Annotated in this window: 13 protein-coding genes; 4 read left to right on the top strand and 9 right to left on the bottom strand. The window is 67.7% G+C overall.

Annotated elements, in window-relative coordinates; all coding sequences use genetic code 11:
- Positions 1 to 49: 49 nt before the first annotated feature.
- Positions 50 to 1279 (top strand): threonine synthase, encoded by a 1230-nt coding sequence (locus tag Q4F19_RS11020; RefSeq protein ID WP_303542496.1) that lies wholly within the window; start codon positions 50 to 52, stop codon positions 1277 to 1279.
- Between the two features lie 185 nt (positions 1280 to 1464).
- Positions 1465 to 1818 carry a response regulator gene (locus Q4F19_RS11015; protein ID WP_303542494.1) on the top strand — a complete coding sequence of 118 codons (354 nt, stop codon included), beginning with the start codon at positions 1465 to 1467 and terminating at the stop codon, positions 1816 to 1818.
- Here Q4F19_RS11015 and Q4F19_RS11010 read toward each other — a convergent pair.
- From Q4F19_RS11010 to Q4F19_RS10980, 7 genes are all read right to left on the bottom strand, one after another.
- Entirely contained in the window at positions 1815 to 2957 is a 1143-nt protein-coding gene (locus Q4F19_RS11010) for a PAS domain-containing sensor histidine kinase (protein ID WP_303542491.1), read from the bottom strand. The genes Q4F19_RS11015 and Q4F19_RS11010 overlap by 4 nt on opposite strands.
- On the bottom strand, positions 2950 to 3729 hold the full coding sequence (locus Q4F19_RS11005) for an alpha/beta fold hydrolase (protein ID WP_303542489.1): 780 nt from the start codon (positions 3727 to 3729) through the stop codon (positions 2950 to 2952). Before Q4F19_RS11005 ends, Q4F19_RS11010 begins: the two co-directional genes overlap by 8 nt.
- Before the next feature lie 470 nt (positions 3730 to 4199).
- On the bottom strand, positions 4200 to 4751 hold the full coding sequence (locus Q4F19_RS11000; RefSeq protein ID WP_303542487.1) for an NTP transferase domain-containing protein: 552 nt from the start codon (positions 4749 to 4751) through the stop codon (positions 4200 to 4202).
- Positions 4748 to 5674: an XdhC family protein gene (locus Q4F19_RS10995; protein WP_303542485.1), complete on the bottom strand. Its 927-nt coding sequence runs from the start codon at positions 5672 to 5674 to the stop codon at positions 4748 to 4750. Before Q4F19_RS10995 ends, Q4F19_RS11000 begins: the two co-directional genes overlap by 4 nt.
- Positions 5675 to 5734: 60 nt before the next feature.
- Positions 5735 to 5971 (bottom strand): hypothetical protein, encoded by a 237-nt coding sequence (locus Q4F19_RS10990; RefSeq protein WP_303542482.1) that lies wholly within the window; start codon positions 5969 to 5971, stop codon positions 5735 to 5737.
- Between the two features lie 22 nt (positions 5972 to 5993).
- Positions 5994 to 6254, bottom strand: a complete 261-nt coding sequence (locus Q4F19_RS10985; RefSeq protein WP_303542479.1) for a hypothetical protein — start codon at positions 6252 to 6254, stop codon at positions 5994 to 5996.
- Positions 6255 to 6338: 84 nt separating this feature from the next.
- The gene (locus Q4F19_RS10980) at positions 6339 to 9563 is read right to left on the bottom strand and encodes a beta strand repeat-containing protein (RefSeq protein ID WP_303542476.1); all 3225 of its coding nucleotides are present in this window, start codon (positions 9561 to 9563) and stop codon (positions 6339 to 6341) included.
- Positions 9564 to 9759: 196 nt separating this feature from the next.
- Between Q4F19_RS10980 and Q4F19_RS10975 the strand changes: the two genes are divergently transcribed.
- Both Q4F19_RS10975 and Q4F19_RS10970 read left to right on the top strand, forming a co-directional pair.
- On the top strand, positions 9760 to 12189 hold the full coding sequence (locus Q4F19_RS10975) for an ATP-binding protein (RefSeq protein WP_303542474.1): 2430 nt from the start codon (positions 9760 to 9762) through the stop codon (positions 12187 to 12189).
- Between the two features lie 61 nt (positions 12190 to 12250).
- Positions 12251 to 12634 (top strand): response regulator, encoded by a 384-nt coding sequence (locus Q4F19_RS10970; protein WP_303542472.1) that lies wholly within the window; start codon positions 12251 to 12253, stop codon positions 12632 to 12634.
- Positions 12635 to 12660: 26 nt separating this feature from the next.
- On the opposite strand, the gene Q4F19_RS10965 is transcribed toward Q4F19_RS10970, so the two are convergent.
- Together Q4F19_RS10965 and Q4F19_RS10960 are read right to left on the bottom strand one after the other, a co-directional pair.
- Positions 12661 to 13050, bottom strand: a complete 390-nt coding sequence (locus tag Q4F19_RS10965; RefSeq protein ID WP_303542470.1) for a response regulator — start codon at positions 13048 to 13050, stop codon at positions 12661 to 12663.
- A 7-nt stretch (positions 13051 to 13057) separates the two neighbouring features.
- The gene (locus Q4F19_RS10960; RefSeq protein WP_303542468.1) at positions 13058 to 16039 is read right to left on the bottom strand and encodes a S8 family peptidase; all 2982 of its coding nucleotides are present in this window, start codon (positions 16037 to 16039) and stop codon (positions 13058 to 13060) included.
- Positions 16040 to 16134: the final 95 nt, after the last annotated feature.

Here is a 16134-nt window from a genome sequence, read left to right as displayed (position 1 = left end):
TTCCCGGAGCGCATAGACGTTGCGGGTCGCCCGCGACTAGAGGGACTGCATGACAACCAACGCCAATCTCACCGCCGATCGCCCCACCTTCGTCACGCATCTCGAATGCTCGCTGACCGGCGAGCGCTACGAGGCGGACGTCGTCCACGGCCTCTCGAAGGCGGGCCGGCCGCTGCTGGTCCGCTACGATCTGGATGTGGTGAAGGCGCAGGTCTCGCGCGACGATATCGCCGCCCGCCCCACCGATCTGTGGCGCTGGCGCGAACTGCTCCCCGTCCGCGCCACCGCCGACATCGTCAGCCTCGGCGAGATCGAGACTCCGCTCGTGCCGCTTACCAAGAGCGGCGGTGCCAACGTGCTGGTCAAGGATGAAGGCCGCCTCCCGACCGGCTCGTTCAAGGCGCGCGGGCTCGTCATGGCGGTGGCGATGGCCAAGGCTTTGGGCATCACGAAGATCGCCATGCCCACCAACGGCAATGCCGGCGCCGCGCTCGCGGCCTATGCCACGCGCTGCGGGATCGAGACGATCGTCTTCTGTCCGGAGGACACGCCCGAGATCAACGTCCGCGAGATCGCGCTGCAGGGCGCGCGCGTCTGGCGCGTCAACGGCCTGATCGACGATTGCGGCGCGATCGTCGGCGAAGGCGCGAAGCAGGGCCGCTGGTTCGATTTCTCGACGCTGAAGGAGCCTTATCGGATCGAGGGCAAGAAGACGATGGGACTGGAGCTCGCCGCCCAGCTCGGCTGGCGCCTGCCCAAGGCGATCTTCTACCCCACCGGCGGCGGCACCGGGCTGATCGGCATGTGGAAGGCCTTCGCCGAGCTGGAGGCCTTGGGCTGGATCGGCGCGGAACGCCCGAAGATGTTCGCGGTGCAGGCAGCCGGCTGCGCGCCGATCGTGAAGGCGTTCGAGGACGGCGTCGAGCATGCCGACCGCTGGGAGAATGCGCACACCGTTGCCGCGGGCATCCGCGTGCCGCGCGCGGTCGGCGATTTCCTGATCCTGCGCGCGGTCCGCGAGAGCAAAGGCATCGCGCTCGCGGTCGAGGATGACGCGATCCTGCGCGCGGTCGACGATGCGGCCAAACAGGATGGGCTGCTGCTCTGCCCCGAAGGCGGCGCGACGCTCGCCGCCTATCGCGATGCGCTGGCGGCGGGGCTGGTGGCGGCGGAGGATGAGGTCGTCCTGTTCAATTGCGCGACCGGCCTCAAATATCCGATGCCCGAGGCGCCCAATTGGCTGGACCGCACCCAGCCGATCGATTTCGACCGGCTGTAAGGGCGAGGGCGCCGCGAAAGACGAAAGCCCGCGCATTACTACCGGCGATCTCACGCGCTTGTGTCGTCGGGCGGCCGCGGCTCGCGACTCTTTCGCCACAGATGGAGGTATTTGTTGATATCTTTCCGTCAGTGCGTCTGTTTGGTCTCGGCCGCCGTTGAGCCGGATTGGGCGGAGATTGAACCATGTGCCATGTGCTCATCATCGAGGACGAGACGCTGATCGCGCTTGATCTGGAGGATCTGCTTCAGTCGAACGGCGCCACGTCCTTCAGCTTTGCCGAAAATCAGGAAGACGCCGTGGCCGCCGCGCGCGCGAACCGGCCGGATCTCATCCTCTCCGATGTCATGCTGACCGAAGGGACGGGAACCCTCGCCGTTCGCGCGATCAGGGACGCCTACGGGCCGATACCCGTCCTGTTCATCACTGCCACGCCCGAGGCGTGCTCGCCATACGCGCTTCCCGGCGAAATCTTTCGCAAGCCGCTCGATCGTCCCGCCATCGGAGCTGCCTTCTGCCGGCTGGCGTTCGCCGCCTAATCGGGGTCTTCGACGCGGCGGGCCAGCGGCATCGAGAAGGTGAACCGGGTGTGGCTCTCGTCAGACGCGACCGTGAGTTCGCCCTCATGCGCCTTGGCGATCTCCGAGGCGATGTGCAGCCCGAGTCCCAATCCCAGCTGATTGGGTCTGATCTCGCCGCGGAAGAAGGGCTGGAACAGCCGCGCCATCGCCGCTTCCCCGATCGGGCGGCCCCCGTTCACGACCGAAAGCGTGAATCGCTCGCGATCGCTTTTGGCTTCGATGAGGATCGGTTCGGTCTTGGCGCCGTGCATGACCGCATTCCCCAGCAGGTTCGAAAGGAGCTGCGAAATCCGCGTCCGATCGCAATCGATCGGCTCGGCGATGGCGAAATAGGTGCGGATATCCCGTTCGGGCGAAGCCGATACGATCTCGCCGACGACCTGTTCGAGCACGGGTGTCAGCGGAGCCTGCGCATCGCGGTTCAACGTGATGCCGCCTCCGAGGCGGCCGCGCGCGAAATCGAGGACATTGTCGATCAGATCGGAGGCCCGGCCGACGCTGCCTTGCATGAGCAACAGGACGCGCTGTCCTTTGACGCTGAGCGTCTCTCGGTCGGTCAGCAATCTCACGCCGCTGGCGATCGATGCCAAAGGATTGCGCAGGTCATGCCCGAGGACGGCGATGAACTGCTCGCGCAGCTGCGAAGTCTCGCGTTCGGACGTGACCTCGGCCCGCGTCGCCTCGGCGGTGTCGATCAGCGCTCGCTCGTAGCGACGTCGTTCGGCAGCTTGGAAGATCGCGAGACGCGTGAATTGCAGACGGCCTTCACTGTCGCGCCGCTCGGACGCGTTCACGAGACACGGCACCTTGATGCGGTCGGCGGTGAGAAAGTCCATCGCCACCTCGTCGACGAACCCCTGCATGCGCAGAAGCGGCGATATGTTGGTCTCGTAGAAGATCCGGCCCGGGACACTGAGGATGTCTTGGATGCGGCGCCCGATCAGCTCGGCCTGGGCGATACCCAGCCACTGCGAAATGCGCCGGTTGGCAAGAAAGATACGCCCATCGTCGGTTAGCGACAGATATCCGCACGGGGCGCTGTCGTAGAGATCCTCGAAATCCTCGATCGGCTCCGCGGGGCGCGCGCTCTCAGACAAAGGCGCGGATCGCGGCGATGACGTTCTGTGGTGCGCTCAGGTTCGGGCAATGTCCGGTCGCATCCAGCAGCACCATCTCGCTGCCTGCGATATGGTCGCGGACATATTCGCCGACCTGCACCGGCGCGATCGCATCCTCCCGGCACTGGAGAATCAGCGTGCGCGCCGTCACCTTGGACAGATCCGTCCTGTTGTCGGAGGTGAAGGTGACGCGGGCAAAGTCCTTGGCGATGGCAGGGTCGGTCCGGCAGAAGCTGTTCGTCAGCTCCTCGCTTAGTTCGGGCCGGTCGGGATTGCCCATGATCACGGGCGCCATCAGTGCGGACCAACCGAGATGATTGTCGGCGAGCGATTCGAGCAGTTCGTCGATATCCGCGGCCGTGAAGCCCCCGAGATAGGCGCCATCGTCGATATAGCGCGGGGACGGACTGACGAGGACGAGGTCCGCGAACAAAGACGGGTCGGAAAGCGATGCCAGCACCCCGATCATGGCGCTGACGGAATGTCCGACGAAGACGGCATCATGGAGCGCGAGCTCCCGGCATATCTCGACCAGATCATCGGCATAAGCCTGGAGATCGCCATATCTGTCGGCCGAGTAAGCGGAGAGGTCGGAGGCGCCCGACCCGACCTGATCGAACAATATGGTCCGATAGCCGTCCTCGAAAGCCGGTGCGACGAGCCGCCACATATTCTGGTCGCAGCCGAAACCGTGCGCGAACACCATCGCGCGGTCGCCCTGCCCGGCAAGCTGCACGTTGTTCCTCTGCAAGACCGACAATCCGCGACTCCAAAATTGGTCGATTAAAACGACATAGGTCGATATCGGCGCTTTGGGATGCGCGCGACTGGTATCTTCCAGGGGAGGGGCCGCCTCTGATGGTCGCGAAAGATCCCCGCTCTGTAGGCGCTGGCCGCGCGCATACAATCGGCATGAGCCTGCGCGCCATTTCTCCACTGTCCGACGAAATACCAGATAGGTTGCTTGTGGCGATCCGCCGAACCGGGTTCGCGATCATCTCCTCCGTTCCTGCTCTCGCCCCATCGCCTGCGCCCTCCACGCAAGCCGCGCGCGCTCCTGTTGCGTCGATCGCGGCAGGTTCGCCAGATGCCGCCGCATCCGGCGCGAGCGTGAAGCACAACGGAGTATTCGCGCCCCGTTCGTTTCCGATGTGCGCGCGTGGTGGCGCGATCTTTCGGCGGGCCGGGGCCGGCTTGGGGGATGAACTGATGTCTCGTTGGTCAACGTCCGCGCGCCGCGGCCAGCGCCTCGGGCGTGTCGATATCGCGCAGGCTTCCGGGTGGCGCGGCGATGAGGGTCGCCGCTGCGAGCAGCCGCCGCCCGCCCGCATCGCCGCTGCCCGCTTCCAGCTCGGCAAACCGGTCGGCGCCGAACAGAGCGGGCGGGGAGGGGCGGGTGCCGTCGGTCGAGGCGAGCAAGGTGCTCCGGCCCGCGAAGCCGGCGACCAGCGCGGCGAGGTGCGCGGGCGTCACGAACGGCATGTCGGCGAGCAGGACGAGTGCGCCCTCGGCCCCGGCCGCGCGCGCCGCCGCGATCCCCGCCGCCAGCGATCGGCTCATCTCCGCGCCCTCGGCGACGCGCACCGTCTCGAAGCCGTCCAGCGCGTCCGCCGCCTTGCTCCGCACGACGAAGCGCAGCCCCACCGGCGCGTCGCGCAAGGCCTGCGCCGCATGGTCGATCAGCGGGCGCCCCTCCAGCACGGCAACCAATTTGTCGTCCGCCCCGAAGCGCGTCGATCGCCCCGCCGCGAGCAATATGCCCGCGATCGTCACCTTTTCGGCCGGGCCAGCGCCTTCACGAGTCCCGCCGCCACCGACAAGGCGATCTCGGCCGCGCCCATCGCGCCGATGTCGACCCCGGCGGGCCCCTCGATCCGGTCGATCGTGGCCGCGTCGAGGCCTTCCGCCGCCAGCCGCTCGCGCCTCTTCTCGTGGCTGCGCCGCGATCCCAGCGCCGCGACATAGCCGGTCGGCGCGGCCAGCGCGGCGATCAGGGCGGGATCGTCGATCTTGGGATCGTGGCTCAACGTCACCACCGCGCTCGCCGCATCGGGCTTCCACGCGGCGATCGCCTCGTCGGGCCAGCGATCGTCGAGCGTCACGCCGGGAAAGCGCTCCGCGGTCAGGAAGCGCGCGCGCGGATCGATGACGACGGGGAGGATGTCGATCGTCTGCGCGATCGCCGCCAGCGCCTGTGCGATCTGCACCGCGCCGATGATGAACAGCCGGCGCGGGGGGGCATAGAGATTGAGGAACGGGGCGTCCGCATCGCTCTCGGCCGCCCAGCTGCGCCCGCTGTCGAGATCCGTCGCCACCGCGACGGCGCGCCCGTCCTCGCGGCCGGCTTCGATCGCGTCGAACAGAGCGGGCGCGAAACCCCGCGCGCCCACCGGCTGGACCAGTACCTCGATCTCGCCGCCGCAGGGCAGGCCCACTTCCCACGCCATGTCGTTCGACACGCCATAGATCCGGCGCTGCGCGGGGGCGCCTGCGATCACCTCGCCGGCCAGCGCCAGCACCTCGCCCTCGATGCAGCCTCCCGAGACGGATCCCTCCAGCCGCCCATCGGCATGGACGAGCATGTGGCTGCCGCGCGGGCGGGGCGCGGAGCCCCAGGTGGAGATGACGGTCGCCAGTGCCATCGGCGCATCGCGCCACTCGCGGGCCGCACGCAGGATCGGTTCGATGTCGCTCACCGCGCCCATCTAGGCGGCGTGCCCGGCGCGCGCCAGTCGATTGCGGGCGATGGCCGAGGATCAGTCGTTCGGCTCGGCGATCGTCATCATCGCCATCAGCCGGGCCGATCGCTCGCGATGCGCTTCGAGCAGAAGGAGGCAGGTCTCCGAATAGGTGCGGATCATCGCCTCGTTGCGGCCGGCGATCGCCTCGGCGAGCAAGGTGCGCGCATCCCGCATGCCCTGCACGCTGGCGCTGCCGAGGTTATCGGCGATCCAGGTCGCCCGGGCCGTGCGGATCTGATCGAAGACGTCCATGCCGGATGCTAACATCGCCCGCCTAACGATCCGTGAACGGGTCGGCCCAGGAAAGGTCGCGGATGGCAGCCGCGCAGTGGTGTGCGCCCGCCGCCTCGGCTTCTCCGAAGCCCTCCGCCATCTGTTCGCAGGTTGCCGAGGCGAGCGTCAGCACGTCGTGCCGCACGCGCGACACCGCCGCCGCCCACGCCTGGGGATCGGATTTGCCATGATCCTTGGCGGTGTGGAATTCGATGATCGCGGCGTTCACCAGATTGTCGTCGATGTCGATCGGCACGGCCATTCCTCTGCTTGGGGCCGGGACACGCATCCTCTTATATTTGATCGCAGCCTATCAGGACCGCGGTCGCGATCAACCGCCAGCGCGTCAGAAGGCGCTGCGCAGCCCCAATTGGCCCGAAAGCGAGCGATAGCCCTCGCGTTGCTCGGCATTGACGCCGGCCACGAAGCGAAAGGTGGAGGAGCCGATCGAAGCATTGACCCCGCCCGTGAAGCCGCTCGTGCGATCCTCGGGCAGCAAAGTGAAATCGTTGCCGCCGGTGAAGCGCGCGGTCGTCGCGCCGATCGTGCCGCCCAAAATCTCGCGCCGCCCGCCCTCGATCTCGACGTGGCCGACGATCGAATCCTCGTCGGTCTGCTTGCCGAGATGCAGGCCCAGCGCGACCGTACCCGTCGCCGCCAGCTCGTCGCTGTTGCGACCGTCGATCGACAGGTCGAAGCCCGTGCCGCCGCCGGTCTCGTCATGCGCCTGTTCGTGGAGCTTCGCGTAGGAGATGGTCGCCGCCGGGCGCAGGTAGAAGGCGCCGAGATGCGCCTCCCAGCTCGCCTTGCCGCCGGCCGACAGCATCGTTCCGTTCCAGTCGCCATTGCTGGTGAGCAGCGATCCGGACGCGCTCGTGCTCGCCCCGATCGATCGCACGCTGGAGGCGACGACACCGCCGAAGGATCCGTTGGCCGAAAAATGGAAGCCGCCCCAATCGGTGAGCCAATAGGCGCCGCCCTGGAAGAGGCTGGCGGTCACCTCGTTATTGCCGCCGCCATTCTTCACGTCGCCATAGATGAAGCCGAGCGACAGGCCGATCCGCCCGAACCCGCCGGTATCGACATCGCCGCCCGCGGAAAGCCCGAAGCCGGTCGCCGAATAGCCGGGCGTATCCTCGGCATGCTGCCGGTTGTTCCACTGCGCTTCCTGCACCCATAGGCTGACCGAGCCGAGGTCCTTCCACGGAACCGCGCTGGCGCCGGGGGCGACGAGGCGTTCCCCGCCGCTCAGCGCGTCGAACAGGCCACCGGCATGATCGGGCAGCATCTGGCGGTAGCGGCGCAGGGTCGTGTCGCGGTCGGTCAGCCCGAGGAACAGCCCGGTCAGCGCGCTGTTGCCCGCGATCGCCGCATAGACCGCGTCATACGCCGCCGCCTCCGATCGCCGGAAACCAAGCTCGGTGGCGGACTTGCGCAGCAGGTTGACGGTGACCGTGCCGGCCGCGTCGTTACCCGTCACCGATCCCGTGAGCAGATAGGGCAAAGCATCGATCGAGAGCCCGAAATTGGCGCTGCCGGACAGCGTCCCGCTCGTCAGCACGGTGAAGCTGCCCGTGCCCAGCCCCAATGTGGAAAGCGTGACCTTCACGGTCGAGACACCCGTGATCGTCGTCGCCCCGGCGACGGCGAGCAGGCTGTGCGCACCCGATGCCGGATCGATCGTCACGCCCAGCGTGCCGCCGTTGATCGCGAGGCTGCCGATCGAGGACGTGGCCGCGTTCGTCAGCGCCAGCGTACCGCCGGTCACCGTGACGTTGGTGTGCCCGATCGTGTCGAGGATCTGGCCGCTGAATGCGGCGCCGCTGCCGATCGTCAGCGTGTCCGCGCCCGTCCCGAAATCCACCGTGCCGACGAACCGCGCCGTGTCGGCGAGCGACAGGCTGTCATCGCCGGTGCCGAAGCCGATCGTGCCGGTCCAGGCGGCGGTGCCGCTGAGGGCGACCTGATCGTTGCCCGCGCCGAGCGTCGCGGCCGAGGTCAAAGTGCCGGCGCTGGCCGCGATACTGTCATTCCCGCCGCCCGTGACGATCGCACCGGTGAGGAAAGGGGCGGTCGCGGTCGAACTTGCCAGCGCTTGGACGTAGCTGAAGCCGCTTACGTTTGCCGAGACGTCGATCGCGCGGCCCGTGCCGGCAGCGTCGGAAACCGAGATCGAGCCGCTATTGGTCAGCGTGGCCAGCGTTCCCGAGGCATCGAGGATGCCCGTCGCCATGCCGGTCCCGGTGGTGACGCCGACGGTCATCGCGCCGGCATTGGTGATCGTCGGCAGCGACGCGCCGGTCTCGATCACGATGCCGCGCGCAGCGCCGCCCGCATTCGTCCCGCTGGACGCGCCGACCGAGCCGCTGATGACGAGCGAGGGCAGGGTCGCCCCCGCGCCGATCGCAATGCCCGTGGCCGTGGCGCCGTTGGACGTCGCGGATACCGATCCCAGAACGGTCGCGCCGCCGGCGATGCCCACCGCACCGCCCAGCCCGCCGATCCGCACGGCGGTTGCATCGAAGCCGGCATAGATGCCCGCCGCGGTGATCCCGCCGTCGATCGCCAGGCCTACGGTGCGGCTCGGCACCAGCCCCAGCGTCACGTCGCGCGTCGCCGATCCGATCAGCAAGGCAGGCGCCGATCCGGTGCTGACCACCGTGCCCGTGCCCTCGCTGGTGTCGACGATCCCGTCGCCGTCCGTGTCCAGCGTCGTGTCGGTCGAGGTGGTGGTCGTCGCGATGAGGACGCCGCCCGCCACGTTGCCGCCGATCGCGAGCGCCGCGCCGCCCTGCAGCAGATTGTCCGCGCCGAGGCTCGTGAGCGTCGTCGGCAGCGTCGTCGAGCTGTATCCGGTCGCGCTGATCGAGCTGTGGACGACCAAGGATCCGCCGATATCGCCGGTCAGCGCGACGCCGACCGACGATTGGCCGATCGCCGCCACCGTGCCGGCGACCGTCACATTGCCGCTGACGTCGCCCAGGCGGATGCCATAGCCGCGATCGCCCGTCACCGTGATCGCGGCGCTCGTCGTCACGCTGCCGATGATGGGGACGCTGCTGAAGATCCCGCCGGAATCATTGCCCTTGATCGTGATCGCACCGCTGCTGTTGATCGCGCCGGTGAACGCGCCCGTGCCGCTCAGGCGGATGCCGTAGCGCGACGATCCGCTCGCGAACGGCCCGTCGACGACGCCGTCGCTATTGGCATCGGCCGCCGCATAGGTCTCGTCGATCGTGATCGTGCCGGTGTTGACGATGCCCGAAGCGAAGCCGCCGCCGCCGCCGATCGCGATGACGCCGTCGATGCCCGATGCCGTGATCGATCCCGCATTGCTGACCGTGTTGTTGCTGTCGATCGTGATCGCTGTGCCCGCGGGTGGCGCGATGCTGCCGGTCGAGGAGATGACGAGATTGTCGGCGGCGCCTGCATTGGCGGTCGAGGTCTGCTGGTTGGCGGTCGTCGCGGTCGAGATCGTCGTGTCGGCGCGGGCCGGCGCCATCGTGAAGGTGAGCGCCATTGGCGCCAGAGCGATGCGGAGCAGGCAGGTCGGCGCGGGCAATCGGCGCATGGCAATCCTCGTTCTGTGCGGGGACGCCCGTGGCCGCGGCTCTTTGCGCCGATGTTTCGCGGGCTTTGCGATGCCCGGATCAGGGCGCCATTGTCGCAGCCGGATTGCGGGGCCGTAACAATCGATAGGCGGACTTCCGTGCTTTAGGATCCCGTTAGGCTTGATCCGTTATGCCCTGCGCCGAGGGAGCGTCCGCTTGCAGTTACGTCGCGCCGCAATTGCCACGCTGCTGGTCTCGAGCATCTCCGCGCCCGCGCTCGCGGCCGATTTCGACACGACGATCGCCGCGTCCAAGGCCGCGATGATGGCCAATCCGGCCGAGGCCTTCGCCCGCGCCGAAGCGGCGGATAGGATGGCCGCGCGACTTCCCCCCGGGCGGCCCCGCGCGATCGCCGAGGCGACGGCGGAGTGGCTGGAGGGCGAGGCGGCCGGCCGGCTCGATCGCCCTGCCGACGCCCTCCCCAGGCTGGAGACGGCGCTCCGCAAGGCGCGTACGGCCGGTGCGGGCGACAAGCTCGTCGCCGATATCCTGCTGTCGCGCGGATGGTCGGAGGGGACGCTCGGTCGGGTCCAGCCTGCCCTGCGCGACTTTCAGAATGCCTATTCGCTGTATCGCCGGGCGGGCGAGCAGCGCGGTCAGGCCAAGGCACTCCAGAATATCGGCGGCATCTATCACGATGCCGGGGACGACGAACACAGCCTCGCTTATTATTCGCAGGTCGCCGAGCTCGCCGGCGATGATCCCGCGATCGGGCTGGCGGCGCGCAACAATCTCGGCGAGACGCTGAAGGCGCTCGGCCGCTATCATGCGGCGCAGGACGAATATCGCCAGGCGCTGGTCGCGGCGCGGCGGCTGGGCAGCAACCTGCTCGAAGTCCGTATCCTGACCAATCTCGCCTCCGCGCAGGTCCATGACGGCGAGATTGCAGCGGGGGAGGCGTCCGCGCGGCGGGCGCTGGCGCTCGCGCGCGGGGAAGCGGCCGGCGAGCGTCCCTTCGCGATCGGCGTGCTCGCGCTCGCGGCCGAGCGGCGCGGCGATCTGGCGGACGCCGCCCGCCTGCTCGACATGACGTTCGCGGGACGCGACCTAGAACAGACGCCGCTCAGCTTCCGCGATTTTCACGAGAGCGCCAGCCGCGTCTATGCGCGGCTGGGGCAGGACCGGCTGGCCTACCGGCATCTCAGCGCCTTCAAGCGGCTGGACGACGGTGCGCGCGCCTTGGCCGCCTCGACCAATGCGGCGCTGATGGGCGCGCGCTTCGATTTCGCCAATCAGCGCAGCCGCATCAGCGATCTGAAGGCCGGGCAGGCGCGGCGCGACCGCCAGCTCGCGGAATCGCGCGCACGCTACCAGACGATCCTCTTCACCGGGGCGCTGGGCGCGGGCGGCGTCGTGCTGCTGGTCATGCTTGTCAGCCTGCTATCGTTGCGCCGGAGCCGCAACGAGGTCCGGCTCGCCAATACGCAGCTGAGCGACTCCAACGAAAGTCTCGCCAAGGCACTGCGCGCCAAGAGCGAGTTCCTCGCGACGACGAGCCACGAGATCCGCACCCCGCTCAACGGCATCCTCGGCATGACCCAGGTCATGCTCGCGGATCCCCGCGTCGGACCCGATTTTCGCGAGCGGATCGAGATCGTCCACGGCGCGGGCGAGACGATGCGCGCGCTCGTCGACGACATTCTCGATATCGCCAAGATCGAGAACGGCAATCTCGAGATCACGCTGGCGCCCTTCGATCCCGCGGAGCTGATCCGCGCGGCGGTGCGCTTCTGGCGCGGGCCGGCCGAGGATAAGGGCCTCGCTTATGCGGCGGAGCTGGCGCCGCTCCCTCCGCTCATTCTGGGCGACGAGACGCGCCTCCGGCAGGTGCTGAGCAATCTGCTCTCCAACGCGGTGAAGTTCACGCCGGCGGGTGCGGTTTCGCTGCGGGCCGAAGCCGTCGACGGGCGGCTCGTCATCCTCGTCACGGATTCGGGCATCGGCATTTCGGAAAGCGAGCAGGAGGCGATCTTCGAGCGCTTCTATCAGGTCGATGGGGGCACGACGCGGCAATTTGGCGGGACGGGGCTGGGTCTCGCCATCTGTCGCCATCTGACGGTTGCGATGGGCGGCGGCATCACGGTGGAGAGCGCGCTCGGCGGCGGATCGATCTTCCGCATCGATCTTCCCCTTCAGGTCGTGGCGCCGCCGGCGGATCTGCCCGTCGCGTCCTTCATCGGCGACACGCTCCTCATCGTAGAGCCGAACCTCCTCGCGCAACGGATCGTGGCGAAGGCGCTACGCGAAACGGCCGGCGACATCCTCTTCGCCGATACGGGGTCTGCCGCCGGTGCCCTGATCCGCGGCGGCGGGATCAGCCGCGTGCTCGTGCAGGCCGATCACTTCCTCCAGGCCGATGATTCGATGGCTGAGCTGCGCCGCATCGCCGAAAGCGCGCGGGCCGCGGGACTGTTTCTGATGCTGCTGCACACACCGATCGACAGTGTGATGGACGACGCGCTTCGCGCGCTCGGCGCCGATCGGTTGGTCGCCAAGCCGGTCGCGATGAAGGACGTGATAGCCGGGCTTGGCCTGGCACCGCCCGAACGTCCACGGTCGCTTGTCCCGGCACTCATGGAGAACTGACGCGTAACCCTATGTTCATCCTGAACTTCTAGCGCCAAATCCCTGAACGACAGGAATCCGTATGCGTGTGCTTTTCGTCGAAGACGATGCGATGAACCGGCGTGTCGTGAAGGACATGCTGACGATCGTCGGCGTCACGATGGAGGAGGCACAGGATGCCGAGACCGGCCTGCGCATGATCGACGCCGAGGAGTATGACGCGATCCTGATGGACCTGCGCATGCCCGGCATGGATGGGCTGACGGCAGTTCGCCACATTCGCGCGCGCACCGACAGCAAGGCCCAGACGCCGATCATCGTGATCACCGCGGATGCGGGCCTGGGGCTGCGCGAGACCTGCCTCGCGGATGGCGCCAACGAAGTGCTGGGCAAGCCGGTTGCGATGGAGGCGCTGTTCGATGCGCTGGGCGATACGCTGGCCTCGGATGACGACCTGATCCTCTGACCGGGTCGTCCTACGCGGCCGGATCTTCAGGCGAAGATCATGCCCGTCGAGGCGGCGATGACGGTGCCGAGCCGCTCCACCAGCGTCGTGATTCCCACGGGCTTCGTCATGACGCCGTTCGCGCCGCCGCTGATGCACTTGTCGCGGGCGAGGTCGGACGTGTCGGCCGTCAGCACCAGGATCGGCACCGCGGCGCCTGCATCGGCACGACGCCGGATCGCGCGGATCAGCGCGAGCCCATCCGCCCCCGGCATCATCAGATCGGTGACGATCGCGTCGAAATGCTCCTCCTCCACCATGCGAAGCCCCGTCGCGACGTCGGGCGCCTCGTCGATATTCATGCCCAGGCTCGCGAACATGTCACGCACCACCCGGCGGTTCATGCTGTCGTCCTCGACATAGAGGATCCGCATCATGTCGGTCTCAGAAGCCGAAGGAGACGCGCGTGCCCGCCATCAGCGCAGGGGTGCCCTGCGCCGCGGCGCTCGGCCGCAATTGGGCGCGGCCGAACAGCTGGATCTCGCCCATGCCGCCGTTGAAGCTGCGACCGTAGAGCATCTCGCCCACGAACATGCGCGCCTCGCGCGGTGGCGCGAAGCTGCGGCTGACGACGCCGATCTCGCCGGTGTCGCGATCGATCACCTCGACCGAGCTGAAATCGAACCGCCCCGCTTCGACATACATGGGCTGCGAGACGGCAAACCGGATGCTGTCCCTGCGATCGAACAGGTTCGCGGCGCTGACCGCCACTTCATAGGCGGATGTGGTGAGGCCGTTGCCGGAGAGGCTGAGATTGCGATCCGCGCCGCCGCGATCGCGGGTGCGCGCGCGCGTCGCCGAGACGGCGAGGCCCAGACCGTGACCGAGCGCGATATCCGCGCCCATCGTCACGCCGTCGCTCGCCGATCCCTTGGCAAAGTCGTTCGGGTCCAGCGAGCGGACGCCGAGCACGGCATTGTCTTCGGCAAGATGCGTCATCGCCGCGGTCAGCGTGAGCGCGGATGCCGGACGATATTCGATCGAGACGTGCTGCGCGCTGGCGGCGTCGCGCGTGCCGCCGAGCAAGGTCAGCTCGCGCATCCCGAGCGTCCGCGTGTCGCGCTGCCGGTTGCGGTCCGTGTAGCCGGCCGAGACGCGGATCGTCGGCGACAGACGCGCATCGGCGGTCGCATAGGCGCCGCCCGATGCCATGCCGAGCAGCGGGTTCGCACCGCCCGCATCGACGTCATAGTCCGAGATCATCGCCAGCCCCTGTCGCTGGCCGAGCGCGACCGCGCCGTCGCCCACGCCCATGCGGAAGCCCGCCTTGCCGTCGGCGGCGGCGACGCGCACGCTCGTCTGATAGGGCATGCGCCCGTCGCGGAAGCCATAAACGGGCGCACGCGGCGCCATCGCCGTCGTCACCTCGACATCGCCGCTGACGCCGACGGGTGCGGTCCGTTCGGCGAAGCTCGCAAAGCCGCTCGCGCCGCCCTGGCCGAGCCAGCCGAGCGCGCGTCCGGTCAGATAGCTCATCAGCATCTGCTTGCTGCCGTCGGCGGAGGTCACGCTCTGCCCGTAGAGCCGGCTGGAGAGGGGCACCGCGAAGTCGCGCTGCGTATTGCCGATCTTCTCGAACAGCGTGACATAGACGCCGTTCGCCTCCCATTTGGCGGCTGAGCCGGTCGTCTGAAGCATCTTCGCCGTCGTCGGGACCATCGATCCGAGCGGACCGGGCGCGTACCAGACGAGTTTGGTGGGATCGAGCGGCGAGAGCGCGGCGGTGACGTCAAGCTCGCCGACGCCATAGACCGGATCGACGCCCGGTGCCCCGAGATCCTTGGCGGACTTGAGCACGATGCTGACCGTCTCGGCCGGATAGTTGACCAGCCACGGCCAGCGTCCCTGCATCAGCGCGATCGTGCCCGAGACGAGCGGCGCGGCGAAGGACGTGCCCGACATGCGCGTGATTCCGCCGCTATCGTCTGCGACCAGCAGCAATTCGCCGGGTGCGACGATGAAGCGGTTCATCAGCTCGTTGCCGGCCACGCACTTGCTGCTCTTGTCGATCAGGCAGGCGGTGCCCGGGCGGTTCGAGAAGTTGGAGATCGTCCCGTTGGGATCGACCGAGCCGACGAGCAGGAACTCGGGATTCTTGTCGAAATCCCACTTCACATTCTCGGTCTGCGAGACGCCGCTATTGCCCGCGGCGATGACGAAGACGGTGTTCTGCGCGACCTTCTTGACGTCGCTGTTCGTGAAGACCTGGTTCCAGCCGGGATTGAAGGTCCAGCCGGGGATGCCAAGCGACATGTTGACGATGCCCGCGCCGCTCTTCGACAGCATCAGCACGCCCTTGGTGATGTCGTCCCAATTGGAAGTGCCGCTCGCGTCGAACGGATTATAGGCGACGACGGTGGCATTGGGCGCGATGCCCATCACGCCCGTGCCGTCGATCGGCGCCACCATCAGCCCGGCGACGGCGGTGCCGTGGCCGTTGGAGAAGGTCGAGACGCCGCCGAACTTGCTGACATTGTCGCTCAGCGTCGCGTTGCCCGTGATCGAGAAATCGAGGAGGCCGATCGTCGCGCGCTTGGCCGATCCCAGCGTTGTCGTCAGCGCCGGCGACCAGTTGACCGCCTTCATCCACCAATCGACATGGTCCGCGCCCGCATAGTTCATCAGCTGATCGTACCAGCTGATGTAGAAGCGCTGCCGGGTCGCCGCGTCGAGGCTGGCCAGGCTGTTCGGGTCGTTGGGGTCGATTCCGAAGCGCGCGAACAGGGGATTGGCAAAGCCGTCGTCGAAGCTCTTGCCGGTGCGCGACTGCACGGCGGCGCCCCAGAAATTGCGTGAGGTATCGACGAGCCCGCGCAGCCCGCCCGCGACGGCGCCGTAATCTTGCGTGCCGGCCGCGGCGCTCCACTGGCTGTCGAGCGCGACCCACTGGTTGGTCAGTCCGCCCCAGAAGCCGGCCATCGCCGTCCATTGCGGCTTGGCATAGCCGTCGATGGTCGCGGTCCCGTCGGCAAAGGCGGCCATGTTGCCGTAGACGGAATTGATGTCGCCCCAGAAGGCGTTGATGTTCCCGTAAAACGCATTGATGTTGCCATAGAAGGCGTTGATGTTCCCGTAGAACGCATTAATATTGCCGTAGAAGGCGTTGATGTTGCCATAAAACGCGTTGATGGTCCCGTAGAAGGCATTGATATTGCCGTAATAGGGTCTGATCGTGCGGCTGGGATCGGCGGGCGCGGCGGACGTGTCTGCGCCCAGCAGGTCGAGGTCCAGCAAGGTCAGCGCCGGCGGCACGGCGGCAGACGGCGTCGGCGGCGTGATAGCCGGCGCGGCGAACGCGGTGCCCGGCAACGCAATCCCCGCCAGCAAGGCCGCTTTCAGCAGCACGGTCGAGCGTCGCAATTTCATAATCGGCACCGGCAATTCTCTTTTTTTTGCAGTCTTCTCAGCTGCCATGCCGTGCCGGGCTTTCGGAGCTTCTTAGAAGGAAGCTTAAACGAAAA

The organism is Sphingomonas natans, assembly GCF_030546695.1.
GTDB lineage: Bacteria > Pseudomonadota > Alphaproteobacteria > Sphingomonadales > Sphingomonadaceae > Sphingomonas_I > Sphingomonas_I natans.
Note: the sequence above shows the minus strand (reverse complement) of the source record. Positions and strands in the feature narration are given on the sequence as shown.

Bases quoted from the DNA above. Each gene is read 5' to 3' on its own strand.
- Q4F19_RS11020 (WP_303542496.1), top strand. From the start codon at position 50: ATGACAACCAACGCCAATCTCACCGCCGATCGCCCCACCTTCGTCACG.
- Q4F19_RS11015 (WP_303542494.1), top strand. From the start codon at position 1,465: ATGTGCCATGTGCTCATCATCGAGGACGAGACGCTGATCGCGCTTGAT.
- Q4F19_RS10990 (WP_303542482.1), bottom strand. From the start codon at position 5,971: ATGGACGTCTTCGATCAGATCCGCACGGCCCGGGCGACCTGGATCGCC.
- Q4F19_RS10985 (WP_303542479.1), bottom strand. From the start codon at position 6,254: ATGGCCGTGCCGATCGACATCGACGACAATCTGGTGAACGCCGCGATC.
- Q4F19_RS10980 (WP_303542476.1), bottom strand. From the start codon at position 9,563: ATGCGCCGATTGCCCGCGCCGACCTGCCTGCTCCGCATCGCTCTGGCG.
- Q4F19_RS10970 (WP_303542472.1), top strand. From the start codon at position 12,251: ATGCGTGTGCTTTTCGTCGAAGACGATGCGATGAACCGGCGTGTCGTG.
- Q4F19_RS10965 (WP_303542470.1), bottom strand. From the start codon at position 13,050: ATGATGCGGATCCTCTATGTCGAGGACGACAGCATGAACCGCCGGGTG.
- Q4F19_RS10960 (WP_303542468.1), bottom strand. From the start codon at position 16,039: ATGAAATTGCGACGCTCGACCGTGCTGCTGAAAGCGGCCTTGCTGGCG.